Raw genomic sequence first — 23,643 nt, forward strand, 5'->3', positions numbered from 1 at the left:
ATGGTCGGTGGTCGGTGGTCGATAGCCCATAGCCGATAGCTAAACGCCAAACGCAAGACGCAAGACGCGAAACACCCTTTCCTTACCCCCCTTAACAAGGGGGGCTGGGGGGATATTCCCTCCCCGCCGCCGGAGAGGGGTTTACCACGAGCCACGAGCTGCTGACGGCTGACCGCTTACCGTTTAACGTGCCCTCGCCCGCATCCGCAGGCCGCCCTTGGCCCACAGGGTGAAGTTGGGCTCGGGCTGGACTTCGGTCTCTTCGGCGTGCTCGAGGTCGAAGCGCTGCAGCACCCCGGCCACGATGATCTTGAACTCGGTGGTGGCGAAGCTCTGGCCGGTGCAGACCCTGGGGCCCAGGCTGAAGGGGAAGTAGGCCCCGCGGGGCAGGGACTTCTCGAACTCGGGCGTCCAACGCTCGGGGATGAAGGCGTCGGGGTTCTCGAAGAAGCGGGGGTCGCGGTGCAGGGTCCACTGGCACAGCACCAACTGCGACTTGTAGGGCAGGTACATCCCGCCCAGCTCCACGCCCTCCTCGGCGGCCACCTCCCGGCCGATGATCCACACCGGCGGGTAGAGCCGCAGCGCCTCCTTGAACACCTGGTCGAGGTAGGTCAGGCGGGGGAGGTCCTCGAAGGCGGGGATGCGGCCCAGCGCGTCGAGCTCGGCGCGGAGCTTGGCCCGCACCTCGGGGTGGCGGTCGAGGAGGTGCCAGGTCCAGATCAGGGCGTTGGCGGTGGTCTCGAGGCCCGCCGTGATCACGGTCAGCACCTCGTCGCGCAACTGCCGGTCGCTCATCTGGATGTCGGCCTGCTGCTGGGCCTCCATGAGCATCGAGAGCAGGTCGTCGCCCGGCTCGCCCTGGGCACGGCGCTGGGCGATGTGGCGCTGCACCATCTCGTTCAAGGCCCGCACCACCCGGATGCCGGCGCGGTTGAGCGAGGGGGTCCAGTGGGGGTCGGTGAGCCAGCCGTGGATCATGTGCCCCACCACCTGCTGCCCCAGGATGATGGCCTTGTGCATGATGTCGCGGTCGTCCTTGGCCTCGACGTTGAACATGCACTTAGCCACCACCCGCAGCGTCAGGGCGTTCATCTCCTCGTCCACGTGGATCAGGTCGCCGTCCTGCCAGCCCTCGAGCATGTCCAGGGTGAAGCGGGTCATGACCTCGGCGTAGCCCAGCAGGCGCTTGTAGTGAAACGCCGGGCGCATCAGGCGGCTCTGCTGCTTCCAGAACTCGCCCTCGCTCACCAGGATGCCGTGCCCCATGCCCCCAGCGAAGGCCCGGGTCATCTCCGACTTGTGGAACATCTCGGCCCGCTCGACGAGCACCTCGCGCACCAGGTCGGGGTGGTTGAGGAAGACGATCTCCTGCCCGCTGGCGAACTGGAAAGTGGAGATGTCGGGGCCGCCGCGGGCGAGCTGGGTGAAAAAGCGCAGCGGCTCCTGGCGGAGCTCGAGGTCGGGCAGGTCGCGCACCATATCCCGTAAAGCTTACCCTGCCGGGGGACAAGGGCGTTGGGGGTTTGGCCCATAGAGCGCTCTGCGGTACGGTCAACACCGCTCACAACCCGTGCTCGCGAACCGCGAGCGGCAAAGCCATGGCGAAGGGCGATAGGGGAGTTAAAAGAAAACTCCCCACCCGTGAGGGTGGGGAGAGTGAACCTTGCACAGATCGGGCGAGTTGCTGAGCTGCACGCGCGTGGCGTACAACTGAGTACTCCTTAGAAAGGAGGTGATCCAGCCGCACCTTCCGGTACAGCTACCTTGTTACGACTTAGCCCCAGTCATGAGCCCGGCCCTCGGCGCCTGCCCAAGGCTACCGGCGACTTCAGGCAGAACCCACTTCCATGGCTTGACGGGCGGTGTGTACAAGGCCCGGGAACGTATTCACCGCGGCGTGGCTGATCCGCGATTACTAGCGATTCCGGCTTCATGGAGTCGAGTTGCAGACTCCAATCCGAACTGGGGCTGCGTTTGCGCGATTGGCTCCCCCTCGCGGGGTGGCGGCGCTCTGTCGCAGCCATTGTAGCACGTGTGTCGCCCAGGCCGTAAGGGCCATGCGGACCAGACGTCATCCCCGCCTTCCTCCCGCTTTCGCGGGCGGTCTCACCAGAGTGCCCAGCCGGACTGCTGGCAACTGGGGATAGGGGTTGCGCTCGTTGCGGGACTTAACCCAACATCTCACGACACGAGCTGACGACGGCCATGCAGCACCTGTCTCCGCGCTCCCTTGCGGGCACCCCCCCCTTTCGGCGGGGTTCGCGGGATGTCAAGGCCTGGTAAGGTTCTTCGCGTCGCTTCGAATTAAACCACATGCTCCACCGCTTGTGCGGGCCCCCGTCAATTCCTTTGAGTTTCACACTTGCGTGCGTACTTCCCAGGCGGAGTGCTTAACGCGTTAGCTACGGCACCCGGCAGGAGCCGGACACCCAGCACTCATCGTTTAGGGCGTGGACTACCCGGGTATCTAATCCGGTTTGCTCCCCACGCTTTCGCGCCTCAGCGTCACAAGTCGTCCAGGCAGCTGCCTTCGCTATCGGCGTTCCTTCCGGTATCTGCGCATTTCACCGCTACTCCGGAAATTCCGCTGCCCCCTCCGACCGTCTAGCCCGACAGTATCCAACGCACCCCCGGGGTTGAGCCCCGGTCTTTAGCATCGGACTTGAGGGACCGCCTACACGCCCTTTACGCCCAGTAAATCCGGGTAACGCTCGCACCCTCCGTATTACCGCGGCTGCTGGCACGGAGTTAGCCGGTGCTATTACCTCGGTACCGTCACCATCGTCCCGAGTTCAGAAGTTTACACCCCGAGGGGCTTCGTCCTTCAAGCGGTATCGCTCGGTCAGGCTTTCGCCCATTGCCGAAGATTCCTAACTGCTGCCTCCCGTAGGAGTGGAGCCCGTGTCTCAGTGCTCCTGTGGCTGGTCGTCCTCTCAGACCAGCTACGCGTCGTCGGCTTGGTGGGCCCTTACCCCACCAACTACCTGATGCGCCGCGGGCCGATCCCCAAGCGCCGAGGCTTTAGACGGCCGCCACAGCGGCCGTCCACATGGGGGATTAGCCGGGGTTTCCCCCGGTTTTCCCCCGCTCGAGGGCACGTCTCCCACGTGTTACTCACCCGTCCGCCACTGGCCGGCCGAAACCGGCCCGTGCGACTTGCATGTCTTAGGCATACCGCCAGCGTTCACCCTGAGCCAGGATCAAACTCTCCAAGAACAGGCGGCACCGAAGTGCCGTTTTTGGGTGTGCTTTACGCACGTATTTACTTCAGTGGTTTCCCGATCTGTGCTTTCAAGGTTCGCGGTCACCGTTAGGCGACGCAAAGAAGAGAGTATCAAGGATTCGCAAAGCTGTCAAGGGGGGCATCTGTCCCGCCGCCGAACCCGGCCGAAACGCCCTCTCCGTGGGGCTCGAGCGCCCCGTTGCAGGGTAGGATGAGGCGCTATGGACCTGCTGGTGATCGTTCCGCATCCCGACGACGAAGTGTTTGGCGCAGGCGGCACCCTCATCGAGTACGCCGAGCGGGGCCTCGAGACCGGCCTCATCACCCTGACCAAGGGGGAGGCGGGCCGGACACTGGGGCTGTGCGAGGCCCCGCACCTGGGGGCTTTCCGCGCCGAGGAGCTGCGCCGGGCGGTGGAGGTGCTCAAGATCGGGCACTTCGAGCTCTACGACTTCCCCAACGCCCGCCCCGGCATGGTCGTCGATGGGGAAGCCCGGGGCGCGGGTTTCGCCATCAACCGCGGGGTGGGCGACCACCCCGAGATCGCGGACCTGCTGGTGCAGCGCCTGGAGAGCCTCAGGCCCCGGGCGGTCATCACCTTCCCGCCCAACGGCGTCAACGGCCACGTGGACCACGTCGCCACCAGCCGCTGGGTGCGGGCAGCGGCCGAGCGCTACGGCCGGCCGCTGAAGCTCTTCTACTACGCCCCGCCCACCCCCTACCCCGGCCACGAAGAGGGCTACCTTCCCCCCACGCACTACCGGCCCCTCCCCGTCCCCGTCCTGACCCAAAAGCTCAGGGCCATGGCCCAGCACCGCACCCAGGCCCTCTCGGTGCTCGGCTTCATGGACCGCTCGGCCGAGCGGCTGGCGAGGGAGACCTTCCACCTGGCGGGCTACCAGGGCGAGCCGCAGAGCGAGCTGCTGTAGGGCGCCGGCTCCCTGAGAACCATGAGTGCCCTCGAGCGTCCTGCTCGAGGGTGCTTCGGGCGCGTGCATCCTCCTGACGGCTGAGGGGGCTCATTCAACCGTAATGGCCTTAAAACCACACCTTCGCCCGATTGAGCCAACCTGATTTCGTGGCATAGTGCGCTTCGCACTCCTAAGGGAGAGTTTGGCTGGTGGCATCAGGAGGAGATGAGGTTGAGAACGCAAACTACCCGCTTGTTGGCTGTAGGCGTGCTGTTGAGCGGCTTAGGGCTGGCGGCCGTGCCGGCCAACACCCTGCTCATCCAGCAGTCGGCGGACATCCCCACGCTCGACCCGGGCGAGACCTACGACACCTCCTCGGGGCAGGTGGTCGAGAACATCTACGAGACCCTGCTGACTTATAAGGGCAAGAGCGTGGCCGAGCTCCAGCCGCTGCTAGCGACGTCCTGGAGCGCCTCGAGCGACGGCCGCACCTACACCTTCACCCTGCGCAAGGGCGTGAAGTTCCACTCGGGCAACACCTTCACCTGCGCCGACGCGGAGTACAGCCTGCGGCGCAACCTGGTGACCAACAACCACAGCTCGGGCAACTGGTTCCTTTCCGAGAGCCTGCTGGGCACCGCGTCCAACGCCAAGGACGACTCGAGCATCACCTGGGCCAAGATCGCCGCGGCGGTGAGCTGCAACGCCAACGGCCAACTGGTGCTCAAGCTGCCCAAGGCCGACCCCGCGCTCCTGGTCAAGCTGGCCTTCGCGGGCAACTCGGTCGTCGATAAGAAGCACGCCGTCTCCATCGGCGAGTGGGACGGCACCGAGGCCACCTGGAAGGACTGGGTCGACCGCGAACTCACCGAGTCGGCGCTCTCGCAGAAGCCCAGCGGCACCGGCGCCTACCGCTTGGTGCGGCGCGACGCCAACACCACCGTGCTGCAGGCCTTCGACGGCTACTGGGGCGGCAAGCCCAAGCTGCAGAACGTGATCATCCAGATCGTCAAGGAGCAGGCCACCCGCCTCGAGGCGCTGAAGAAGGGCGACGCCGACGTCGTCGAGACCGGGCCCCGGCCGGTGCTCGAGCAGCTCAAGGGCGTGGCCGGCCTCAAGGTCATCGACGGGCTGCCCAACGTCTCGGCCGCGGTCATCGCGATGAACCAGAACATCAAGGACCCCGCGGTGCTGGGCTCGGGCAAGCTCGACGGCAGGGGCATCCCCGCCAACTTCTTCTCCGACGTCAACGTGCGCAAGGGCTTCGCCTACTCCTTCGACTACGCCCGCTACATCAAGGAGGTCCAGCAGGGCAAGGGCCTCCAGCGCACCATGGCGATGCCCGACACCTACTTCGGCTACGACGCCAAGCTCAAGAAGTACACCTACGACCCCAAGCAGGCTGAGGCGGCCTTCAAGAAGGCCTTCGGCGGCCAGCTCTGGAGCCGCGGCTTCGTGCTCAAGGCCCGCTACCGCGCGGGCTCGGCGGCCTCGCAGACGGCGATGGAGATCCTCAAGACCAACATCGAGAAGCTCAACCCCAAGTTCAAGGTCGAGCTCGAGCCCAAGACCTGGTCGGACTTCCTCAAGGACTCCCAGGAAGGCAAGGAGGCCATGATCCTCGTGAGCTGGGCCCCCGACTACGCCGACCCCGACAACTTCCTCTACACCTTCTACGCCTCGGACGGCTACTACAGCCCCCTGATGGGCCTGAAGGACGCCCAGATGGACCGCCTGCTCGAGCAGGCCCGCACCACCACCGACCGGGCCAAGCGCGCGGCGCTGTACAGCCAGGTCGGGAAGCGCGCCTACGACCTCGCGCCCTCCATCCTGGTCCCCGCCGGGCAGGTCTTCATCGTGCATAGCGACAAGCTGCGCGGCATCGCCGAGAACTACAACCCCATGTTCTCGGGCATCACCGGCACCTTCTGGAAGAACCTGAGCAAGGCCGGGCTCTGAACGGCCTTCTGACCCATGGTCCCCCCGCGAGCAGCGGGGGGATTTGCCTTCGAGGGGCATTAATCACAGCTTCCAGGGCTTCCTCGAGCTAAGGTGCGAGCTGGAAAGGTTCGCCTTTCCGCCTCGGAGGCGACGAAGCCTGTCCTGCACTTGGGCGCCTGGGACAGGCCGAGCCAGTGGCGCAACCGGCCGAGTCGAGCAAACCCGCACCGCTGCCCTGGGCGTTGGCAGCCTGTTCGAGGTCTTTCGGTCGGTGAGGCACCCAGCCTGGCCGACCGTGCCTTAATTTCGGCCGGACCCCCCAACGCCAGCCAGGCCCTAGCGAGGCCATTCATGCGCATCGGAATTCTCTCGGACATCCACGCCAACCTGCCCGCCCTGGCGGCGGCGCTGGGCTGGTTGTCCAAGCAACAGCTCGACGCCATCGTCGCGGTGGGCGACATCGTGGGCTACGGCCCCCACCCCAAGCCGGTCATCCGCATGCTCCAGCGTTTCAACGTGCACTGCATCGGGGGCGGCAGCGACATGCGCGTGGCCTTCCGGGTGCTCTCCAGCGCCCCCCGCAGCAGCATCTCCGACATCACCCTGCGCTGGACCATCGCCCAGCTCGAGGAGCCGGAGATCGCCTTCCTCAAGGGCCTGCGCTACCGCCACCGCGTGCCGCTGGGCAGGGGCCAGCTCATGGCCTTCCACGGCACCCCCGAAGACCCGGAGGTCAAGATCGACCTCGAGCTCCCCGCCGCCGACCTGCTGCCGTTGTTCGAGCGCTTCGACGCCTCCTGCATCGTCGCCTCGGGCAGCCACCTGCCCTTCCAGCGCTGGCTGGGCGACCGCCTGATCTTCGACCCCGGCTCGGTGGGCCTGAGCCTGGGCGGGGCCCCCGGCGCCGACGTGGCGGTGCTCGAGGACACCCCCCAGGGCCTCAAGGTGCAGTTCAAGAAGCTCCCCTACGACACGGAGTGGGTGGCCCAGGACATGGCCCTCTTCGGCTTCCCCCCGCCCCTCATCGAGGCAATCCGGCAGGGCTCCTTCACCCCTTCCGACCACCCTGCCTCCAACGCGACCATCGAGTGGGTGCCGGCGGTGCATGGGTAGGGTTGGCGGGCACGGGTCGTACGTCCTGCGCCCTACGTCGAACGCCGAATGCCGAACGCCGAATGCCGAACGCAAGACGCAAAACGCGAGACGCCTCGGCCCTGGACCCTAGACCCTAGACAGACCACGGGCCACTAGCCAATAACCTCTAAGGCCATTCCCCTTTCTACGTCCGGCGTTAGGCGTTGGGCGTTTGGCGTTCGGCGTGCTTAGAATGACCCGGTATGCGCCCTGCCTGGCTCGAGGTCAACCTGGACGCGCTGGCCCACAACGTTAGCCTGCTGCGCGAGCGTGCCGGGGGGGTGCCGCTGATCGGGGTGGTCAAGGCCAACGCTTACGGGCACGGCAGCGTGGAGATCGGGCGGGAGCTGGTGCGGCTGGGGGTGTGGGGGCTGGCCGTGGCCACGGTGGGGGAGGGGCGACACCTGCGGGAGGCGGGCATTACTGCCCCCGTCCTGCTGCTGGGCGGCCTGCACCCCTCGCAGGCGGGGGAGGTGTTGGCGGCTGGCCTGATCCCTTCGCTCTCGACGCTCGAGGCCGCCCGCGCCCTCGACCAGGCCGCCCGCGCGCTGGGGCGGCGGGCCGTGGTGCACGTGAAGTGGGACACCGGGATGGGGCGGGTGGGCTTCCCCTGGGAGGACGCCGCGCGGGTCAAGGCGGCGCTGGAGGGGCTGGAGGGGCTGGAGGTCGGCGGGCACTACTCCCACTTCGCCGACGCCGAGGAGAACGACGCCTGGACCCGCAGCCAGATCGCGCACTTCGAGGCGGTGCGGGCGGCGTGGGGGGCGGGCTACCTCTACCACCTCGCCAACACCGCGGGCATCCTGAACTACCCCGAGGCCGCCTACGGCGCGGTCCGGCCCGGGATCTCGCTCTACGGCCTGTGGCCCGGCGTGGGCTTGAAGCCCGTTGCCCGCCTGCTGGCCCGGCCCACCTTAGTCAAGTGCCTGCCCCCCGGCCACCCCATCGGTTATGGCGGGCTCTACACCACGCAGGGCCACGAGTGGATCGCCACCCTGCCCATGGGTTACGCCGACGGGATGCCGCGCCTGCTCTACAACCGGGCCACGGTGCGGCTCGAGGGGCACAACCACCCCGTGGTGGGCCGCATCTCCATGGACCAGATCACCGTGCGCGTCCCGGGGCCGATGAGCCTCGAGACCGTGTTCGAGGTGGTCACCCCCGACTTCCACCCCAGCTCGAGCCTGTGCGGCTGGGCCGAGCTCACCGGGACGGTAAGCTACGAACCGGCGGTGCGGCTGGCGGCGCGGCTGCCCCGGGTCTACCTGCGCGGCGGGGTGGAAGTGGCCCGCGCGGACGCGTGATAGCGTAAAAGGCATGTACCACCCGGCTCACTCGCCTTTCGCCCGCAACCCGGGCGTGCTGGAGGGCGCATGAGGGGCGTAAAGCTCTTCCAGGGCTACCTCTGGCACCCCAAAGAGCTCGAGTTCGACCCCAAGCAGGCCCTGCCCGCGCGGCTGGGGGAGGGGCTCGAGGACGGCCCCGTCCACCTGCTCATCGACCCCGTGCGCCCGCCCTTCGCCTTCTTCCAGGACGGCACGCCCACCGAAGGCCAGGCCTTCTACCAGCTCACCCTCCTGGTGCGCACCGAGAAAGCGCCCCCACAACTCAAGCCGCTCACCCAGCCCGTGAGCGAGGAACTCGACCCTTACCTGCAGGCGACGCCGCAGGGGGTGGGGTGGATGTTGCTGGAGGATTTGCGGGAGGTGTAGGTTGGGGGATCGATGGCCGGGCGCGGGTCGTACGTCGTACGCAATACGCAAAACGCAAGACGCAAGACGCCTTGGCCCTAGACCTTGATGTCGGCGGGTAGGGTTGGGGAGGGGTTCCCATGAGCCACAAGCTGACGGCTGACGGCTGAAAGCTGACGGCTTACCGCTTCACTTCCCGAAGTCGATGTCGATGTCCTCGTCCTTCTTGGCCTTTCCCTGGCCTCGAGGCCGGCGTGGGGGTTTGGGGGTGGCCGGTCGTCTGCGGGGGATCAGGAAGGCGAGGAGGAAGGTGAGCAGGCCTGCGCCGGCGGCGACCCAGGTCCAGAGTTTGCGGTCGATGGTGGCGCGCACGGGGGGGAGCACGCCGCTTTGGTAGGCGGCGGCCTGGTCGTTGGCGAGCGCGTCCACCGCGGCGGGGGCGTCGACGGGGGCGTTGAGGGTCCAGGCGCCGCCGCCGGGGCGGGTGGGGCGGAAGCGCCAGGGGGTGAAGGGGTCGTAGAGGCCGACCGTGACGTAGTAGCCGTAGTCGCCGGGCGGGAGCTCGGGCGAGACCTCGAGCCAGTCCTCGCTGCGGCGCAGCTCGAGGGCCCGGGCGGCCCCGCCGGGGTCGCGCTGCTCGGCGCCCCAGCCCGTTAGCAGGACGGCCTGGTCCCAGCCCTGGCCTTCGGGGGTCTTGAAGCCTGCCCCGGGCAGCTCCTCGCTGCCGCCGGGCTGGGTGTCGAGGTAGACGCCCACCACGGCCAGCGAGAAGCCTTTGGGGGCCTGGAGGGGGTTGGCGTAGCGGGCCAAGCGCACGCGCAGCACCAGGCGGCCGTCGCGCTCGAGGGCCTCGAAGCCGGTGAGGTCGGCGAAGCCCACCTCGCTGTAGAGGCCGGCCTGGGGGTAGCCGTAGCCCAGGCCGTGGTCGTCGCCGATGCGGTCGGTGAGGAGGAGAGGGATCATTGCGATCTGAGGCCCATCAGGGCCCGTACCAGTTTAGCCGGGTCGTGCTGGGCGTAGGGGCCGTCCTCGAGGAAGTCGCCCTTCACCACCCGTACGCCCTGGGCCTCGAGGGCCTCGAGGTCCAGGGCCACCGGCTGCTGGCCCTCGGCCTCGTAGCGGGCCTGGCGCTCGGCGCCGATGGGCTGGGTGTGGGCCACCACGATCTCGGGGGCGCGGCCTAGGTGCGCGGCGATGGCGCGGTAGTGCTCGAGGGCGGAGAGGTGGTCGGTCTCGCCCTTCTCGGTCATGACGTTGAGGATGTAGCACAGCTTGCCGGGCGCTTTGAGGATGGCCTCCTGGATCTGCGGCGGCAGGAAGCTGGGGATCACGCTGGAGTAGAGGCTGCCCGGCCCCAGCACGATCAGGTCGGCGCGGCGGATGGCCTCGAGCGCCTCGGGCATGGCGGTGAGCTCCGGGGGCTGCCCCGGGGCGCCGCCGGGTTCGGCGAAGCCTTCCGCGGCCACCCGCACCGGCTCGCGGTGCAGCGCCTCGAGCCACACCCGCCGGATGCGGCTTTTGCCCTCGCGCAGCCGGGTCTCGCCCTCGCTGGTGCTGCCGTCCTCGCGCAGGGCGCACAGCTTGGCGGGCAGGGCGGTGGCGGGCCAGACCGCCCCGCGCAGGCGCAGGATCTGGTTGGCGTTGCGCAAGGCCTCGGCGAAGTTGCCCTCCACCTCGTGCAGCGAGACGAGCATCAGGTTGCCGAAGGTGTGGCCCGCCAGCTCGCCCCCGCGCCTGAAGCGGTAGGCCATGAGGTCGGGCAGGCCCGGCGCGTCGGAGAGGGCGGCCAGGCAGTCGACGAGGTCGCCCACCGCCGGGATGCCGAAGCTGTCGCGCAGCCGCCCCGTGGAGCCGCCGTCGTCGGTGACGGCCACGACGGCGGTGAGGTTGGCCGTTTCCTCCTTGAGCCCCCGCAGCACCCGCGACAGCCCGGTGCCCCCGCCCAGCGCCACGATGCGGGGGCCCGCCTCGAGCCGCCGCCGGATGTAGACCTGCTCGGGCACGGTGTCGGGGTCGGTGAGGGCGGAGAGCATGCTGCGGTTCATCCAGCGGATGCCCTGCGCCAGCAGGAACACGCCCAGGCCCAACCACAGCGAGCCGGTCAGCCAGGCCGGGGCGTCGAAGGGCCGGGCCCAGTGCACGAGCTCGTAGAATTTCGAGACCAGCGGCCCCTCCCACGACAATTGCAGGATCCCCACCAGCCCCAGCAACCCGCCCAGCACCGCCACCAGCAGGTAGCGCTTGACCCGCATGCCCGGCAGCAGCCAGCGCCAGCTCTGCCAGCGCAGCCCGAGGCGCACGGCCCTACCCTGCACAGCCCACCTCGCACGAGGAAAGGGGCTGGCTCGAGAAGGGGCTAATCACCTTTGCCCACATCGCGGTGCTCGACTTCTACTCTAAACCTTCCGCCCATGTCCTGCGCCAGCCGCTCGGCCACCGCCACGCTGCGGTGGCGCCCCCCCGTGCAGCCGACGGCGACCGTGTAGGCCGCGCGGCCGTTCTCGCGGGCCCCCTCGGCCGCCAGGCCCGCCGTGGTCATGAGGGCGCGGTAGAAGGGCTCGTCCTCCTTGCGGCTGAAGACGTAGCGGGCCACCTCGGGCTCGGTGCCCGCTCGAGGCTTGAGCTGGGCGTCGTAGTAGGGGTTGGGCAGGCTGCGCACGTCGAGCACCAGGTCGGCGTCCTGCGGCGGCCCCCACTTGAAGCCGAAGGACAACAGCCGCAGCACGAAGCCCTCCTCCTCGCCCAGTGCCCGCTCGAGCGTCTCCTTGAGCTCGCGCGCCGACTTGTCGGAGGTGTCGATGACCAGGTCGGCCTGGTCGCGCAGGGGGGCGAGGGCCTTCTTCTCGGCCTCGATCTCGCTCAAGAGGTTGCCCGTGCCCAGGGGGTGCAGCCGGCGCGAGAGGTTGTAGCGCTTGAGCAGCACGTCGGGGCGGGCCTCGAGGAAGACCAGGAAGGGCTTGAGCTGGGCCAGGGTGGGACCCAGGTGGTCCAAGAACTTGCGGGTGCGGATGTCAACGACCACCGCCGCCTTGTCGATGCCCGCTTGCCGCAGGGTCTCCAGCAGCGGAGGCCACAGCGCGGGCGGCAGGTTGTCCACCGAGAAATAGCCCAGGTCCTCCAGCGCGAAGTGGGCGCTGGTCTTGCCCGCGCCGGAGAGGCCGGTGATGACGACGAATCTCATCTGGGGTACCTGTCGATAGCTGAACGCCGATAGCCGGTAGCCGGGCGCGGGTCGTACGTCGTACGTCGTACGCAAGACGCCAAACGCCAAACGCAAGACGCCCTGGCCCTCGACCCTCGACCCTCGACAGACCACGGGCCACGGGCCACGAGCCTCCCGCCCTTCGCTGGCGGCTGAGGGCTGATGGCTGAGAGCTTTTCCCTCACTTCACCTCCATCAGCTCGACGTCGAAGATCAGGGCCGAGTTGGCGGGGATGTCGGTGCTGGGGGAGCGGTCGCCGTAGGCGAGGGCGGCGGGGATGTGCAGCCGGCGCTGGCCGCCCACCTTCATGCCCAGCACGCCGCTGTCCCAGCCCTGGATGACCTGACCCTGGCCCAGGGTGAACTCGAAGGCGTCGCGGCCTTCCTGGCAGGAGGTGTCGAATTCCTTGCCGTCGACGAGGCGGCCGATGTAGTGCACCCGGACGGTCTTGCCCGGCAGGGCCTCGGCGCCGTTGCCCACCTTCACGTCCTCGATCTTGAGGCTGGTGACGGCCTCGTTGGTGGTCTTGAGGGCCTCGGGCTTGTTCTTGCAGATGGCGGCGGTCTTGTCGTTCTGGCAACCGGCGAGCAGCAGGCTCCCGGCCAGCAGCAGCGTAGCGGTGAGGGTTGGCTTCATACCGCTGAGCATTGTATCGGGTCTGGATGAGGCAGGGCAGCTTTTCGCAGGGGATAGCTGCCCGGTGCGGGCACTCGAGCTTTCCGAGCTGATTGTGCCGGACCCCGGTAGGCGTTAGGCTCGAGCCAGGTGGAAGCGACCCTGACCTACGTCGGAGCGGCCACGGTGCTGCTCGAGGTGGGCGGCTGGCGCTTCCTCACCGACCCCGTGCTCGACCCGCCCGGCGGGGTGTACGCGCTCGAGCAAGGCCCCATCCGCGGCGAGGCGGCCCGCCGCCTGCGGCTGCGCTCGCGCAAGCTCACCGGCCCCGCCGTGGCACCCGAGAACCTGCCGCCCATCCACGCCGTGCTGCTCTCCCACGACCAGCACTTCGACAACCTCGACACCGCCGGCCGGGCCTTCCTGCCCAAAGCCGGGCACGTCCTGACCACGGTTTCGGGCGCTAAGCGGCTCGGCGGCACCGCGGTGGGGCTCGCCCCCTGGCAGTCGGCCCAGGTGGGCGAAATCCGCATCACGGCTACCCCGGCCCAGCACGGCCCGCGCATCGCCCTGCCCGTGGTGGGCGAGGTGACCGGGTTTTTCCTCGAGTGGCCCGGCCAGCGGCACGGCGGGCTCTACATCTCCGGCGACACCGTGTGGTTCGCCGGCCTGGCCGAGGTCGCCCGGCGTTTCAAGGTGAGCGCGGCCCTGCTGCACGTAGGAGCCGCCCGCTTCCGCGTCACCGGCCGCATCCGCTACACCCTCGACGCCGAGGATGCCGTCAAACTCGCCAAGCACCTCGAGCCCCGCACCCTCATCCCCATCCACCACGAAGGCTGGTCCCACTTCTCCGAGGGCCGCACCGAGGTCGAACAGGCCTTCCAAAAAGCCGGCCTCGAGGCCAAAACGCTGTGGCTCGAGCCAGGAGTCCCCACACGGCTGGAGGTCTAAACGCCAGCCCCATGGATGGCGGGTGGCCTGTGGCTTGTGGCTGTAGTGGAAAGACGCCCCACCCCGGCCCTCCCCGCGCGCGGGGAGGGGTTATACCAGATTCGGTTGGTTCGTCACCGTTCGGTGACGCCGCCCCGCCTTGGCGGGGCGGCCGACCGAAGGGATACGCTTTCTTCGCCGACCGTCAGGGAGGGGTGTGCTCTGGGGTTCAAAAAGATAGCCTCCGGGCTCTTCGGATCGGATGATTATCTTTTTGAATCCGGTATTATCCCCCCCAGCCCCCCTTGCTAAGGGGGGTGAAGAAGGGGCGTCTTGCGTTTGGCGTTTGGCTATCGGCGTTCGGCGTTCAGCTATCGCCACCCTCACGCCGGCTGCCTCAACGCGAGCTGCCCGCACGCCGCCCCCACGTCGCGCCCCCGGCTCCAGCGGATCGACGTCGGCACGCCCATGCCCTCGAGGATCGCCGCGAACTTGAGGATGTGCTCCTTGGAGGTGCCCTGGTGCGGCGCGCCCTCCCAGGGGTTCCAGGGGATGAGGTTGAGGTGGGCGGATAGGCCCTCGAGGTGCTTGGCGAGCGCCTTGGCCTGCCAGGGGTGGTCGTTGAGGCCCTTGAGCATGGTGTACTCAAAGGTCACCCGGCGCTTGACCCTGGCGTAGTAGTGCCGCACCGCGGTCATGATCTCCTCGAGGCTGTAGCGGTGGGCGGTGGGGATGATGAGCTTGCGGGTCTCGTCGTCGGGGGCGTGGAGGGAGAGGGCCAGCCGCACCCCCAGGTCCTCCTCGGCCATGCGGTAGATGCCGCGCGGGATGCCCACCGTCGAGAGGGTGATGCGGCGGGGGCTCATCGCCAGGGCCTCGGGGTCGAGCATCCGGCGGACGGCGGTGAAGACGTGCTCGAGGTTGAGCAGCGGCTCGCCCATGCCCATCAGCACCACGTTGCGGATCTCGCGCGGGGAGTGCCCCTGGTGGTGCGCGGCGAAGAGGATCTGGTCGAGGATCTCGGCGGCGGTGAGGTTGCGCCCGAAGCCCATCTTGCCCGTGGCGCAGAAGGTGCAGCCGGCGGGGCAGCCGACCATGCTCGAGACGCAGATGGTGCGGCGGCCCACGTAAGGCATGTAGACGGCCTCGGTCTTTTTGCCGTCCCACAGGGTGTAGAGGTACTTCACCGAGCCGTCCTGGCTCACGAAGGGCGTGACCTCTGCGAACTCCGACACCCGGTAGCGCTCGGCCAGCTCCGCCCGCAGGGCCTTGGGCAGGTTGCGCATGCCCTCCCAGTCCCGCACGCCCTGGTTGTAGAGCCACCCCGCGATCTGGGCGCGGCGGAAGCCCTCGGCGGGGAGGGCGGAGGGCTCGAGGCCCAGGACCGGGGTGCGGGGGTCGGCAGGCGTGCTCACAACCTCTGAGTATAGCCAGCTTTCCCAGGGCGAAGGTGGTGGGCGGCAGGATGGGGGTTAAACGCGGGCGGCGGGGTGGACTTCCACCCCGCCGCCCGCGTTTAACCCCCGAAGTAGCCGCGCCACTCCCGGGGCACCTCGAGGATGTCCAGCCACAGCGCCTGGGTGGGGCGGCCGGGCTTGCGCAGGAGCTTCATGCCCGCTTCCTCGGGGGTGCGGTCGGCCTTCTTGTGGTTGCAGGGGCGGCAGGCCGCGACCAGGTTGTCCCAGGTGCTGGGGCCGCCGCGGCTACGGGGCAGCACGTGGTCGAGGGTGAGGTCACGGGTGGGGCGGCCGCAGTACTGGCACACGTAACCGTCACGCTTGAACACATTGCGGCGCTTGAGCCGCACCTTGTGGACGCGGGGCCGCACCATCTTGCCCAGCCGGATCACGGCGGGCACGGGGTAGAGCGCGTTGGGGGTGCGCAGGAACTCGCCGCTATCCTCCATCACCTCCGCCATGCCGGCCATCACCAGGCTCACCGCCCGGCGGATGCTGGCGATCCCCAGCGCCTGGTAACCCGCGTTGAGCACCAGCACGCGGGGTGCGTCAAGGTTCAGCCGCCTTGCTACTTCCTCCATGACTTCTCAACCTCCTTCCTGGGCTCGAGCGCCCTCTGTGGCCTTCGGCAGGGCTCGAACCTGCACCGCGCTGCACGAGAGGCAGCCGCTCTGCGTTGAGCTACGAAGGCGCGAAGCCCGCTGCCGTGGGCGGGACAGTTTTGGTGAAGGCGGTAGGGGTCGAACCTACACGGTCTCGAGTAAGCGTCGAGTGCCGAGTAGAGCTACGCCTCCACGAAATAGCTCCCTCGGACAGCCGAGAGGGCCGCTGGCGGAAGGAGCAGGATTCGAACCTGCGGGGCTTTAGCCCGCCTCCTTAGCAGTGAGGTGGTTTCGACTGCTCCCCCACCCTTCCACGGTTCCTGGTCCCCCAGGTGGGATTTGAACCCACACTCAGCCGCTTTTGAGGCGGTTGCCTCTGCCGATTGGGCTACCGGGGGCCTTTGGTGGCTCCGGGGAGATTCGAACTCCCAAGCTCCACGTTCTAAGCGTGGAAGGTTTGCCAATTACCGTCACGGAGCCGCGTTTTTGGGCCTGAAAGGGGGGAGAGGTGGGATTCGAACCCACACAAAGGCGCTGTCGCTTTTAGGAAACGCGCTTCCTGCGGCAAGTTACAAACCCGCTCGAGGCTCACCACCTCGAGCCGCCAGCCAGTGCATCCGTAAACCCGCGACGGCTTTTGGCCTGCGCCATACCTGTTCGGTTTACCGGCTCCGAGTTTTTCCGGCGCTCTTACCCTCTTGAGCTACTCTCCCCAAGTGCCCCCAGGGGGACTCGAACCCCCAAACCCTTGCGTCTCGCACAAGGAGGTATGCCCATTCCCTTCACGGGGGCAGGGTGTCGGGGTCCGGACAGTGCGTCGGCTGCCGGACCCCTGTGCTGGCGAAGAAACGAGGATTCCCTTAGCTGTTCTCATACCAGATTCGGTCAGTTCGTCACCGAACGGTGACGCCGCCCCGCCAAGGCGGGGCGGCCGACCGAAGGGATACGCTTTCTTCGCCGACCGCCGGGGAGGGGTGTGCTCTGGGATTCAAAAAGATAGCCTCCGGGCTCTTCGGATCGGATGATTATCTTTTTGAATCCGGTATCACCTCCTTTCCTGGGGCTGCCTCCCGGAGTCGAACCGGGCGCCTTACGAGACGGGCGCTCTGCCGGAGCGATGGCAGCGTGCTGGGGTAGACGGCGGGGCTCGAACCCGCACCTTCCGGTCCCACAAACCGGCGCTCTGCCAATTGAGCTACGTCAACCGTGCTGGAGCTGCGAGCTGGAGTCGAACCAGCACCCTTTCCCTTACCGGGGGAACGCTCGAGCCTTTCGAGCTCTCGCAGCATGGTCCTCGAGGGTGGACTCGAACCACCGGCCTCACGCTTATCAGGCGTGTGCTCTAAACCTGCTGAGCTACTCGAGGATGGAGACGAGAGAGGGAATCAAACCCTCGTGGACCGGGTTGCAGCCGGTCGCCTGGTCACTCGGCCATCTCGTCGTGGTCGGACGGGTAGGGGTCGAACCTACGCCTCGCTCCTTATCGCGGTTCGCTGTAGGTTTGCCGCTGGCACAAGCGGCAAACTGGCTGTGCAGCGGTAGATCCATCTGTCCTCACCGGCCAAACATTCCGCAAACCGCTCTATGAGGGAGCCGCTCTGCCGCTGAGCTACCGTCCGGCTTGGTGTCAGCGGCTGGACTCGAACCAGCAACCTTCGGCTTCGCACGCCGATGCTCGTCCCTTTGAGCTTCGCCAACGCGTTGGAGCGGGATGGGGGGCTTGGACCTCCGGCCCGCTGTGCGCAAGGCAGGCACCCTCGCCGCCGAGCTACGCGGGTATGGCTGACCAGGTAGGGCTCGAGCCTACATCCTCCCGAGTAACAGTCGGGCGCTCTACCAAGTTGAGCTACTGGTCAATGTGGCACTCCCAGCGGGAGTCGAACCCGCGCCGCCCGATCGAGGGTCGGGCATCCTTGCCGCTAGACGATGGGAGCTAGCGCGAGAACTGGCCTGGCGCTCTCGCCGTGAAAAGACTTTTTACGGGAGCGGTGCCAAACCGATCGCTAAGCCGTGCCGGACATGGCCATCCGCTATCGGCTATGGGCTATCAGCGACTCCCCGTGGAAGTCCTTGGCTGGGGAAGCTGGGATCGAACCAGCGCTGCCTGATCCAGAGTCAGGAGTCCTGCCTTTAGACGATTCCCCAACGGGGCCTGGAAAAGCTCGGGTACGGGGCTTTTCCAGGCGGGCGATAGGCTTTTAGTCGAGGAAGAGGACGTTACGAACGCCGGGGGCCTGGCCCTCGGTGTTCATGAGGACGCGATGCCAGCCGTGGAGCACGATGGTGGCGTGGTCGGGGTGCGAGACGCGGCCCCGCACGTAGACGTTGGCACCGTGGACCATGGTGCGCCAGTCCCACTTCCGGGCCTTGTGGTTGCGCTCCAGGAGCCGCTCGTACTGCTGCTCGGTGAGGGGGCGGGGGTGCTGCTCGCTCACGTAGACCAGCACGCCGCGGGTGCGGTACAGCTCCTCGCACCAGTGCGCCTTGCCGTTGCCGCGGCGGATGGGCTCGTCGCGGAAGATCATCCACTCGCTCACCACGAGGCCGGGCTGGGGGACGAAGAACCACTCCCCCTGACGGCGGTAGGCGCGGTTGTGGCGGCGCAGGCGCTCCTTCTCGCGCAGCGCGAGGCGGGTCTCGCTCCAGCGCACCTCGGCGGGCTTGAGGGCCTCGAGCGCGTCCTTGACGTTGCTCACGCTGCCGCCGGGCACGGCGCAGGTGAACCAGTGGCGCTCGTCGTGGCCGCAGAGGAACTTGTCCTTGCGCCCCTCCTGGCGGACCATCAGCAGCAGGTGGCGCAGCTCGGGGCGCACGTCGAGCACGGCGAGCTCGAGCCCCTCGCCCCGGGGGACCCGCAGCTCGAAGAAGGGGCCCTTGCGGTCCTCGAGCACGTCCACGCCGAAGCGGGTGACGGGCTGGAGGCCGTGGCGGGTCTCGAGCGCGTCGCGAACCTTGGCCCTGGCGCCCATACGGGCGAACTTGTCCTGCAGGTGGTGCATCATCGCGTGTCTCCCTGAGCGTTTCGCTCGGGTTGGGGAGGGCACGCGACGTCGGCTAAGGGGTCGCGGGCGCCTCCGGGCTATGGGTCGTGGGGCCTGGGGAATCGGGGTTCAGACTTTGCCGCATGGGGTGCTCCTTTTGGCGGTTCCAAGGAGAATCGAACTCCTGCTTACGCATCGACAGTGCGTCGTGCTGGGCCACTACACTATGGAACCTTGGGCGTCCGGGAAGACGCTGGTGGACCGAGGAGGGAGTCGAACCCTCATCTGCCGGGTGCAAACCGGCTGCTCTGCCGTTGAGCTACTCGCCCGTTGGTGCTTCGGGGCAGTTTCGGGCTGCCGACCCCCTGCTCTTCAGGCAGGTGCTCTACCTCTGAGCTACCGAAGCGCGTGCTCGCGGGCATGCCCGCGAGGGCTGGTGCGAAAAGTGGGGCTCGAACCCACAGCCTCCTCGTCGGCAACGAGGCGCTCTGCCCGTTTGATACCGGATTCAAAAAGATAATCATCCGATCCGAAGAGCCCCGGAGGCTATCTTTTTGAATCCTAGAGCACTCCCTTCGGTCGGGTTAGTCCGCCGCCATCCGGCGCCGAACTAACCGAATCTGGTATGAGCTATTTCCGCGTGGCGGGCCCGGCAGGATTCGAACCCGCAGCGGCTGGTTTTGGAGACCAGCACCCTTCCCACAGGGTCTCGGAGCCCGTTCGCGTTTCCCACGAGCACTCGTAGCGGGCATTCGTGGGAAACGCTCCATGAACGGCTGCCGGGTGGGGTTTCCTACCCACGTCTCCGCGCTTCGGTTGAGCGCTCGAGGTCTCGAGCACCCTCCCGTGCGCACGGCGTCCGTCGAAGCTGGACCACCGGCAGCAGAAGCCACGTTGTCAAAGTTCGCGTGCCCGAGCGGACACCCTGAATGGTAACATTTGAATGCTACCAACAAGGGTGATGGTAGCATTCGAATGCTACTTTGACAAGAGGTTGTCGGATTGGACTCAGTGTATCGCGCGCTTCAGCCTTGCTGGACGAGAAAATCCCTAGCCCTGGCGCCGCCGTTTCGGGTCGGTCCAGCTTTCCCACACGGCCTGCTGCTGCCGTGGGCTCAGGCGGGGGCGGTCGTAGAAGCCGGCGGCGAGGCGCTGGCGCTGGGCCTCGAAGAGGATCACGGCGGCGGCCACCGAGACGTTGAGGCTCTGCACCATGCCCAGCATGGGGATGATGATGTGCCCGTCGGCCAGGGCGGCGGCCTCCTCGCTCACGCCCCACTTCTCGGCGCCCAGCAGGATGCAGGTGGGCTGGGTGTAGTCGAGGGTGCGGTAGTCGGTGGCGCGCTCGGAGAGCTGGGTGGCGTAGACCTTGAAGCCCTGGCGCTTGAGGTGGGCGATGGCGGTGGCGGTGTCGGGGTGGACGTGCAGGCCCACCCACTTGGCCGCCGAGCCGGAGGTGTCGTTGTGGGTGCGGACGCGGTGGATGGTCTCGAGCGAGCCTTCCTCGGGCTCCTCGAGCGCGGGCAGGCCCTTCTGCGGCGGGACGGCGTGGACCTCGAGCACCCCCACCGCGTCGCAGGTGCGCAGGATGGCCGAGAGGTTGTGGGGCTTGTTGACCTGCTCCATCAGCACGGTGAGGTCGGGCTGACGGCGGGCGAGCACCGTGCGCAGCTTGTGTTCGCGTTCGGGCGTCACGAAGATTCATTGTAGAGCACTGCACCGGGGGCGCTGCGCTGCTTATACTCCCTGCATGAAAGCCATCGTGGTCGAGGAACACGGCGGGCCCGAGCAACTGCGCCCGCTCGAGGTGCCCCTGCCCCAGCCGGGAGCGGGACAGGTGCGCATCCGGGTGCGGCTGACGGGGGTCAACTACGCCGACGTGCAGGCCCGGCGTGGGGGCTACGACGCGGGTTCCAAGCCGCCCTTCACGCCGGGCCTCGACTGCGTGGGCGTGGTGGACGCGGTGGGGGAGGGGGTGAGGGGCCTCGAGCCGGGCGTGCGGGTGGTGGCCTTCCCGGCGGGCGGCTCCTACGCCGAGCAGGTCCTGGCGCCCGCGGTCCTGACCTACCCCGTCCCCGACGAGCTGCCCGACGAGGCGGTCGCGGGCCTCACCGTGCTGGTCACGGCCTACAACGTGCTCACCCTGGCCGGGCGGCTGCGGGCGGGCGAGAGCGTGCTGGTCCACGCGGCGGCGGGCGGGGTGGGCAGCACGGCGGTGCAACTGGCGCGGGCGCTGGGGGCGGGGCAGGTCGTGGGGGTGGTGGGGAGCGAGGCCAAGGCCGAGGTGGTGCGGCGGCTGGGGGCCGACGCGGTGCTGGTGGGCTACGAGGGCTTCGCGCCGGAGGTGCTGGGGCTCACCGGCGGCACCGGGGCCGACCTGATCCTCGACTCGGTCTCGGGGCCGGTGTTCGAGGAGGGGATGCGCTGCTTAGCCCCCTTCGGGCGGCTGGTGGTCTACGGGCACGCGGGCGGGCAGGCCGGGAGCTTCGAGACGCGCCCTTTGCACCGGCAGACCAAGGCGGTGATCGGCTACAGCAGCGGGCACTACCGGCGCTCGAGGCCCGAACTGCTGCGGCCCAGCGTGGAGGCCGTGCTGGGACACCTGCGGCGCGGGGAGGTGCGGCTCGAGATCGGCGCGCGCTTCCCCCTGGAAAAGGCCGGCGAGGCCCACGCCCTGGTGGAGAGCCGCCGGAGCGTGGGGAAAGTCCTGCTCTACCTGTAGCCTGGGGGCGGCATGACTCGAGTTCGAGCGACCGTACTGCCGGGGCACGGCGTAGCCTCGGGGCGTTCGGGCGACCCGCGCTTCCCCGGCGGGACCATCGCCCTGCAGAAGCCTTTTTTCCTCGAGCGCGGCCTGGACCTCAGCCCTTTCCACCCCGGCACCCTCAACCTCTCCATCGCGCCCTGCCGCTACCGCGTCCTGCGCCCCAAGCACACCTTCCGCGGCGTCAAGTGGGCCGAGACCGAGCCCCCCGAGGACTTCTCCTTCTTCGACTGCCGCGTGCTCTGGAACGGGCGGAGCTACGCCGGGCTGGTCTACTACCCCCACCCCGAGACCAAGCCCGAGCACTTCCAGCCGCCCGACGTGCTCGAGGTGCTGGCCCCGCGCCTGGAAGGGCTCAGCTACGGGGACGTGGTGGAGCTCGAGCTCGACCCCGCGCAGATCGCGGTGGACTGTTAAGGCCGCGTGAACAGGTAGTCTTTGGCCTTCGCGCCCGTGTGGCAGCCCACGCAAAGCTGCTGCTTGCCGGGCCCGCCGAACTTCAGCACGTACTTCCCGGCCTCGGGCAGGTATTCCTCGTAGTACCAGCCCTCGGCACGCTTCTCCATCACGGCGATGAGGGTGGGCGCGCTGGCGGGCCCGGTGGTCTTGACCACGATGCTGCCCAGCGGCAGCGCCTTACCGCCCTTCCACTCCCTGGCCGCGACCGGGTTGGCGTAGACCACCTTCTGCTGCCCGGCGTGGGGGCCGCCGGTGGGCAGGCCCTTATCGGCTACGATCTCCCACTTGGCGTATTCGGCGTACTTGGCCGGAACCCCGTTCAGACCGGCCGCCAGGGCCAAGGCCAGCAGCAGCGCTCCGCTCGATAAGCCTCGTCTCATCTCGAGCCTCCTGCCAACCCGTACGCAGCTACGAGGCCAACGGGATAGCTCGAGCCCACCCCTCACCAGATCGCAGGCCCGAGGCGGCCCAGGGTCTCGCCCCAATCGCTCAAACTTCCCTTTCGGTGCGGGAGAGCGGCCAGCTCGAGACCTCGTTGAGCGCGGCCACCTCCTCGCTGCTGAGCTGCAGGCTGGCAGCAGGCATCAGGTCGCGCAGCTGCGCCACGCTGTTGGCCCCCACGATGGGGGCGGTGACGTAGGGCTTGGCGAGCAGCCAGGCCAGGGCCACCTGGGCGGGGTGGGCGTTCCGGCCGGCGGCGACCTCGAGCACCTTATCCAGGAGGGCCCAGTTCTGCTCGTTCATGCGGCTGTTGGCGACGCCCTGCGCCCGTACGCTCTCGGGCAGGTTCTCGCCCCGCCGGTACTTGCCGGTGAGGAAGCCGCCCGCCAGCGGGCTGTAGGGGATCACGCCCAAGCCGTAGGCCTCGCACACCCGGGCGATCTCGCGCTCGAAGTTGGCGCGGGTGGGCTGCACCAGCGAGTATTCCGGCTGGACGGAGACGAAGGACTCGAGGCCGTGCTTGTCCGAAGCCCACAGCGCCTGCATCAAGCGCCAGGCCGAGAAGTTCGAGCAGCCGACGTAGCGCACCCAGCCCCGGCGCACCAGGTCGGTGAGGGCCGAGAGGGTTTCCTCGATGGGGACCTGGTTGTCCACCCAGTGCACCTGGTAGAGATCGATGTGGTCGGTCTGAAGGCGGCGCAGCGAGTCCTCGGCGGCCCGCAAAATCCACTTGCGCGAGAGCCCCTCGCGCTGCAGGGGGTGGTTGCGCCCCTCCGAGCCGTTCTGGCCCATCGGCCCGCGCACCTTGGTAGCGATCACCACCCGGTCGCGGTTGCCCCGGCTCTTCACCCAGCGCCCGATGATCTCCTCCGAGACCCCGCCGGGGTTATTAGGCGTCCAGTTGGAGTAGATGTCGGCGGTGTCGATGAGGTTGCCCCCCGCCTCCACGAAAGCATCCATCACGGCATAGGAGGCCTCCTCGTCGGCGCTCCAGCCAAACTGCATGGTGCCCAGGGCGATGGGGTGCACGAAAAGGCCGCTCTTGCCGAGTCTGCGGTAGCTCATGGGCGGGATTGTACCGCTAGGTAGGAAGGGGGGCAGGATGGTTGGGTTACAAAGGGCGGTGAGCCGTCAGCCGTCAGCCATCAGCCGTCAGCTTGTAGCTCGTGGCCTGTGGCGTGTGGTGAAAGGAAGCCCTCCCCGACAGCGGGGAGGGCGTATCCCCCCTGGCCCCCCTTGTTAAAGGGGGTGAAGAAGGGGCGTTTCGCGTTTTGCGTTTAGCTATCGG

General features: G+C 68.0%; 19 protein-coding genes, 19 tRNA genes, 1 rRNA gene and 1 riboswitch. Of the genes, 8 read left to right on the forward strand and 31 right to left on the reverse strand.

The window, feature by feature from the left end; all coding sequences use genetic code 11:
* Window positions 1–183 precede the first annotated feature (183 nt).
* Together MEICH_RS0103670 and MEICH_RS0103675 are read right to left on the reverse strand one after the other, a co-directional pair.
* Window positions 184–1,482, reverse strand: coding sequence for a cytochrome P450 (locus MEICH_RS0103670; protein ID WP_027891489.1), 1,299 nt, complete (start codon window positions 1,480–1,482; stop codon window positions 184–186).
* A 246-nt stretch (window positions 1,483–1,728) separates the two neighbouring features.
* Window positions 1,729–3,219, reverse strand: a 16S ribosomal RNA gene (locus tag MEICH_RS0103675).
* A 228-nt stretch (window positions 3,220–3,447) separates the two neighbouring features.
* Here MEICH_RS0103675 and MEICH_RS0103680 point away from each other — a divergent pair.
* The 5 genes from MEICH_RS0103680 (at window position 3,448) to MEICH_RS0103700 (ending at window position 8,924) form a co-directional block, all read left to right on the forward strand.
* Window positions 3,448–4,155, forward strand: a complete 708-nt coding sequence (locus MEICH_RS0103680) for a PIG-L deacetylase family protein (RefSeq protein ID WP_027891490.1) — start codon at window positions 3,448–3,450, stop codon at window positions 4,153–4,155.
* 234 nt (window positions 4,156–4,389) lie between these two features.
* Entirely contained in the window at window positions 4,390–6,096 is a 1,707-nt protein-coding gene (locus MEICH_RS0103685) for an ABC transporter substrate-binding protein (RefSeq protein ID WP_245587610.1), read from the forward strand.
* 116 nt (window positions 6,097–6,212) lie between these two features.
* Window positions 6,213–6,296: riboswitch (cyclic di-GMP riboswitch) on the forward strand.
* Window positions 6,297–6,429: 133 nt separating this feature from the next.
* Window positions 6,430–7,191: a metallophosphoesterase family protein gene (locus MEICH_RS0103690; protein ID WP_027891492.1), complete on the forward strand. Its 762-nt coding sequence runs from the start codon at window positions 6,430–6,432 to the stop codon at window positions 7,189–7,191.
* Window positions 7,192–7,415: 224 nt separating this feature from the next.
* Complete coding sequence (gene alr, locus MEICH_RS0103695; RefSeq protein ID WP_027891493.1) at window positions 7,416–8,516, forward strand: alanine racemase; 1,101 nt, start codon at window positions 7,416–7,418, stop codon at window positions 8,514–8,516.
* Window positions 8,517–8,585: 69 nt separating this feature from the next.
* Window positions 8,586–8,924, forward strand: a complete 339-nt coding sequence (locus MEICH_RS0103700) for a DUF3208 domain-containing protein (RefSeq protein ID WP_027891494.1) — start codon at window positions 8,586–8,588, stop codon at window positions 8,922–8,924.
* 168 nt (window positions 8,925–9,092) lie between these two features.
* Here MEICH_RS0103700 and MEICH_RS0103705 read toward each other — a convergent pair whose 3' ends face one another.
* The 4 genes from MEICH_RS0103705 to MEICH_RS0103720 all read right to left on the reverse strand — a co-directional run bounded on the left by MEICH_RS0103705 (window position 9,093) and on the right by MEICH_RS0103720 (window position 12,742).
* The gene (locus MEICH_RS0103705) at window positions 9,093–9,866 is read right to left on the reverse strand and encodes a glucodextranase DOMON-like domain-containing protein (protein WP_027891495.1); all 774 of its coding nucleotides are present in this window, start codon (window positions 9,864–9,866) and stop codon (window positions 9,093–9,095) included.
* On the reverse strand, window positions 9,863–11,218 hold the full coding sequence (locus tag MEICH_RS0103710; protein WP_027891496.1) for a 2-phospho-L-lactate transferase CofD family protein: 1,356 nt from the start codon (window positions 11,216–11,218) through the stop codon (window positions 9,863–9,865). The genes MEICH_RS0103705 and MEICH_RS0103710 overlap by 4 nt, the downstream gene beginning before the upstream one ends.
* A gap of 41 nt (window positions 11,219–11,259) precedes the next feature.
* Window positions 11,260–12,084, reverse strand: a complete 825-nt coding sequence (gene rapZ, locus MEICH_RS0103715) for an RNase adapter RapZ (protein ID WP_027891497.1) — start codon at window positions 12,082–12,084, stop codon at window positions 11,260–11,262.
* Window positions 12,085–12,286: 202 nt separating this feature from the next.
* Window positions 12,287–12,742, reverse strand: a complete 456-nt coding sequence (locus MEICH_RS0103720; protein WP_084542161.1) for an FKBP-type peptidyl-prolyl cis-trans isomerase — start codon at window positions 12,740–12,742, stop codon at window positions 12,287–12,289.
* Between the two features lie 129 nt (window positions 12,743–12,871).
* On the opposite strand from MEICH_RS0103720, the gene MEICH_RS0103725 reads away from it, so the two are divergent.
* Window positions 12,872–13,672, forward strand: coding sequence for an MBL fold metallo-hydrolase (locus tag MEICH_RS0103725; RefSeq protein ID WP_027891499.1), 801 nt, complete (start codon window positions 12,872–12,874; stop codon window positions 13,670–13,672).
* 362 nt (window positions 13,673–14,034) lie between these two features.
* On the opposite strand, the gene rlmN is transcribed toward MEICH_RS0103725, so the two are convergent.
* The 23 genes from rlmN to trmH all read right to left on the reverse strand — a co-directional run bounded on the left by rlmN (window position 14,035) and on the right by trmH (window position 20,386).
* Window positions 14,035–15,066 (reverse strand): dual-specificity RNA methyltransferase RlmN, encoded by a 1,032-nt coding sequence (rlmN, locus tag MEICH_RS0103730; RefSeq protein ID WP_027891500.1) that lies wholly within the window; start codon window positions 15,064–15,066, stop codon window positions 14,035–14,037.
* Window positions 15,067–15,167: 101 nt separating this feature from the next.
* A complete protein-coding gene (locus tag MEICH_RS0103735; RefSeq protein WP_420804459.1) occupies window positions 15,168–15,689 on the reverse strand; it encodes an HNH endonuclease in 522 nt (173 codons plus the stop codon).
* 39 nt (window positions 15,690–15,728) lie between these two features.
* Window positions 15,729–15,799: transfer RNA gene (locus tag MEICH_RS0103740), tRNA-Glu, on the reverse strand.
* Window positions 15,800–15,830: 31 nt separating this feature from the next.
* Window positions 15,831–15,902, reverse strand: a tRNA-Lys gene (locus MEICH_RS0103745).
* Window positions 15,903–15,937: 35 nt separating this feature from the next.
* Window positions 15,938–16,023 (reverse strand) — tRNA-Ser (locus tag MEICH_RS0103750).
* Between the two features lie 8 nt (window positions 16,024–16,031).
* Window positions 16,032–16,108 (reverse strand) — tRNA-Leu (locus MEICH_RS0103755).
* A 4-nt stretch (window positions 16,109–16,112) separates the two neighbouring features.
* Window positions 16,113–16,190 (reverse strand) — tRNA-Leu (locus MEICH_RS0103760).
* A gap of 237 nt (window positions 16,191–16,427) precedes the next feature.
* Window positions 16,428–16,502: transfer RNA gene (locus tag MEICH_RS28390), tRNA-Leu, on the reverse strand.
* A 266-nt stretch (window positions 16,503–16,768) separates the two neighbouring features.
* Window positions 16,769–16,835 (reverse strand) — tRNA-Ser (locus MEICH_RS0103765).
* Window positions 16,836–16,839: 4 nt separating this feature from the next.
* Window positions 16,840–16,915: transfer RNA gene (locus MEICH_RS0103770), tRNA-His, on the reverse strand.
* A 5-nt stretch (window positions 16,916–16,920) separates the two neighbouring features.
* Window positions 16,921–16,997, reverse strand: a tRNA-Thr gene (locus MEICH_RS0103775).
* Window position 16,998: 1 nt separating this feature from the next.
* Window positions 16,999–17,076: transfer RNA gene (locus MEICH_RS0103780), tRNA-Ile, on the reverse strand.
* A gap of 1 nt (window position 17,077) precedes the next feature.
* Window positions 17,078–17,151, reverse strand: a tRNA-Cys gene (locus tag MEICH_RS0103785).
* Between the two features lie 181 nt (window positions 17,152–17,332).
* Window positions 17,333–17,408, reverse strand: a tRNA-Arg gene (locus tag MEICH_RS0103790).
* 81 nt (window positions 17,409–17,489) lie between these two features.
* Window positions 17,490–17,566: transfer RNA gene (locus tag MEICH_RS0103795), tRNA-Asn, on the reverse strand.
* A 3-nt stretch (window positions 17,567–17,569) separates the two neighbouring features.
* Window positions 17,570–17,644, reverse strand: a tRNA-Glu gene (locus tag MEICH_RS0103800).
* A 137-nt stretch (window positions 17,645–17,781) separates the two neighbouring features.
* Window positions 17,782–17,855: transfer RNA gene (locus MEICH_RS0103805), tRNA-Gln, on the reverse strand.
* A gap of 53 nt (window positions 17,856–17,908) precedes the next feature.
* Complete coding sequence (locus tag MEICH_RS0103810) at window positions 17,909–18,712, reverse strand: hypothetical protein (RefSeq protein ID WP_036218269.1); 804 nt, start codon at window positions 18,710–18,712, stop codon at window positions 17,909–17,911.
* Window positions 18,713–18,849: 137 nt separating this feature from the next.
* Window positions 18,850–18,925 (reverse strand) — tRNA-Asp (locus tag MEICH_RS0103815).
* Window positions 18,926–18,945: 20 nt separating this feature from the next.
* Window positions 18,946–19,020 (reverse strand) — tRNA-Ala (locus MEICH_RS0103820).
* A gap of 2 nt (window positions 19,021–19,022) precedes the next feature.
* Window positions 19,023–19,097, reverse strand: a tRNA-Phe gene (locus MEICH_RS0103825).
* Between the two features lie 235 nt (window positions 19,098–19,332).
* Window positions 19,333–19,409, reverse strand: a tRNA-Trp gene (locus tag MEICH_RS0103830).
* Between the two features lie 332 nt (window positions 19,410–19,741).
* Complete coding sequence (gene trmH, locus MEICH_RS0103835; protein ID WP_036218270.1) at window positions 19,742–20,386, reverse strand: tRNA (guanosine(18)-2'-O)-methyltransferase TrmH; 645 nt, start codon at window positions 20,384–20,386, stop codon at window positions 19,742–19,744.
* Between the two features lie 55 nt (window positions 20,387–20,441).
* Between trmH and MEICH_RS0103840 the strand changes: the two genes are divergently transcribed.
* The gene (locus MEICH_RS0103840) at window positions 20,442–21,413 is read left to right on the forward strand and encodes a quinone oxidoreductase family protein (RefSeq protein WP_027891504.1); all 972 of its coding nucleotides are present in this window, start codon (window positions 20,442–20,444) and stop codon (window positions 21,411–21,413) included.
* Between the two features lie 12 nt (window positions 21,414–21,425).
* Window positions 21,426–21,872, forward strand: coding sequence for a hypothetical protein (locus tag MEICH_RS0103845; protein WP_027891505.1), 447 nt, complete (start codon window positions 21,426–21,428; stop codon window positions 21,870–21,872).
* On the opposite strand, the gene MEICH_RS0103850 is transcribed toward MEICH_RS0103845, so the two are convergent.
* Together MEICH_RS0103850 and MEICH_RS0103855 are read right to left on the reverse strand one after the other, a co-directional pair.
* Window positions 21,869–22,294 (reverse strand): cytochrome P460 family protein, encoded by a 426-nt coding sequence (locus MEICH_RS0103850; protein WP_084542162.1) that lies wholly within the window; start codon window positions 22,292–22,294, stop codon window positions 21,869–21,871. The genes MEICH_RS0103845 and MEICH_RS0103850 overlap by 4 nt on opposite strands.
* Before the next feature lie 109 nt (window positions 22,295–22,403).
* Entirely contained in the window at window positions 22,404–23,420 is a 1,017-nt protein-coding gene (locus MEICH_RS0103855; RefSeq protein WP_027891507.1) for an aldo/keto reductase, read from the reverse strand.
* Window positions 23,421–23,643: the final 223 nt, after the last annotated feature.

The sequence above is a fragment of the Calidithermus chliarophilus DSM 9957 genome (genome assembly GCF_000430045.1).
In the GTDB taxonomy this organism is placed as follows: Bacteria; Deinococcota; Deinococci; order Deinococcales; family Thermaceae; genus Calidithermus; species Calidithermus chliarophilus.

What these genes read in the sequence shown, in the direction of transcription:
- MEICH_RS0103670 (WP_027891489.1), bottom strand. Translation starts at nt 1,482, where the DNA reads ATGGTGCGCGACCTGCCCGACCTCGAGCTCCGCCAGGAGCCGCTGCGC.
- MEICH_RS0103840 (WP_027891504.1), top strand. Translation starts at nt 20,442, where the DNA reads ATGAAAGCCATCGTGGTCGAGGAACACGGCGGGCCCGAGCAACTGCGC.
- MEICH_RS0103680 (WP_027891490.1), top strand. Translation starts at nt 3,448, where the DNA reads ATGGACCTGCTGGTGATCGTTCCGCATCCCGACGACGAAGTGTTTGGC.
- MEICH_RS0103810 (WP_036218269.1), bottom strand. Translation starts at nt 18,712, where the DNA reads ATGATGCACCACCTGCAGGACAAGTTCGCCCGTATGGGCGCCAGGGCC.
- MEICH_RS0103850 (WP_084542162.1), bottom strand. Translation starts at nt 22,294, where the DNA reads ATGAGACGAGGCTTATCGAGCGGAGCGCTGCTGCTGGCCTTGGCCCTG.
- MEICH_RS0103735 (WP_420804459.1), bottom strand. Translation starts at nt 15,689, where the DNA reads ATGGAGGAAGTAGCAAGGCGGCTGAACCTTGACGCACCCCGCGTGCTG.
- MEICH_RS0103705 (WP_027891495.1), bottom strand. Translation starts at nt 9,866, where the DNA reads ATGATCCCTCTCCTCCTCACCGACCGCATCGGCGACGACCACGGCCTG.
- alr (WP_027891493.1), top strand. Translation starts at nt 7,416, where the DNA reads ATGCGCCCTGCCTGGCTCGAGGTCAACCTGGACGCGCTGGCCCACAAC.
- MEICH_RS0103690 (WP_027891492.1), top strand. Translation starts at nt 6,430, where the DNA reads ATGCGCATCGGAATTCTCTCGGACATCCACGCCAACCTGCCCGCCCTG.
- MEICH_RS0103720 (WP_084542161.1), bottom strand. Translation starts at nt 12,742, where the DNA reads ATGAAGCCAACCCTCACCGCTACGCTGCTGCTGGCCGGGAGCCTGCTG.
- MEICH_RS0103700 (WP_027891494.1), top strand. Translation starts at nt 8,586, where the DNA reads ATGAGGGGCGTAAAGCTCTTCCAGGGCTACCTCTGGCACCCCAAAGAG.
- rapZ (WP_027891497.1), bottom strand. Translation starts at nt 12,084, where the DNA reads ATGAGATTCGTCGTCATCACCGGCCTCTCCGGCGCGGGCAAGACCAGC.
- MEICH_RS0103845 (WP_027891505.1), top strand. Translation starts at nt 21,426, where the DNA reads ATGACTCGAGTTCGAGCGACCGTACTGCCGGGGCACGGCGTAGCCTCG.
- MEICH_RS0103855 (WP_027891507.1), bottom strand. Translation starts at nt 23,420, where the DNA reads ATGAGCTACCGCAGACTCGGCAAGAGCGGCCTTTTCGTGCACCCCATC.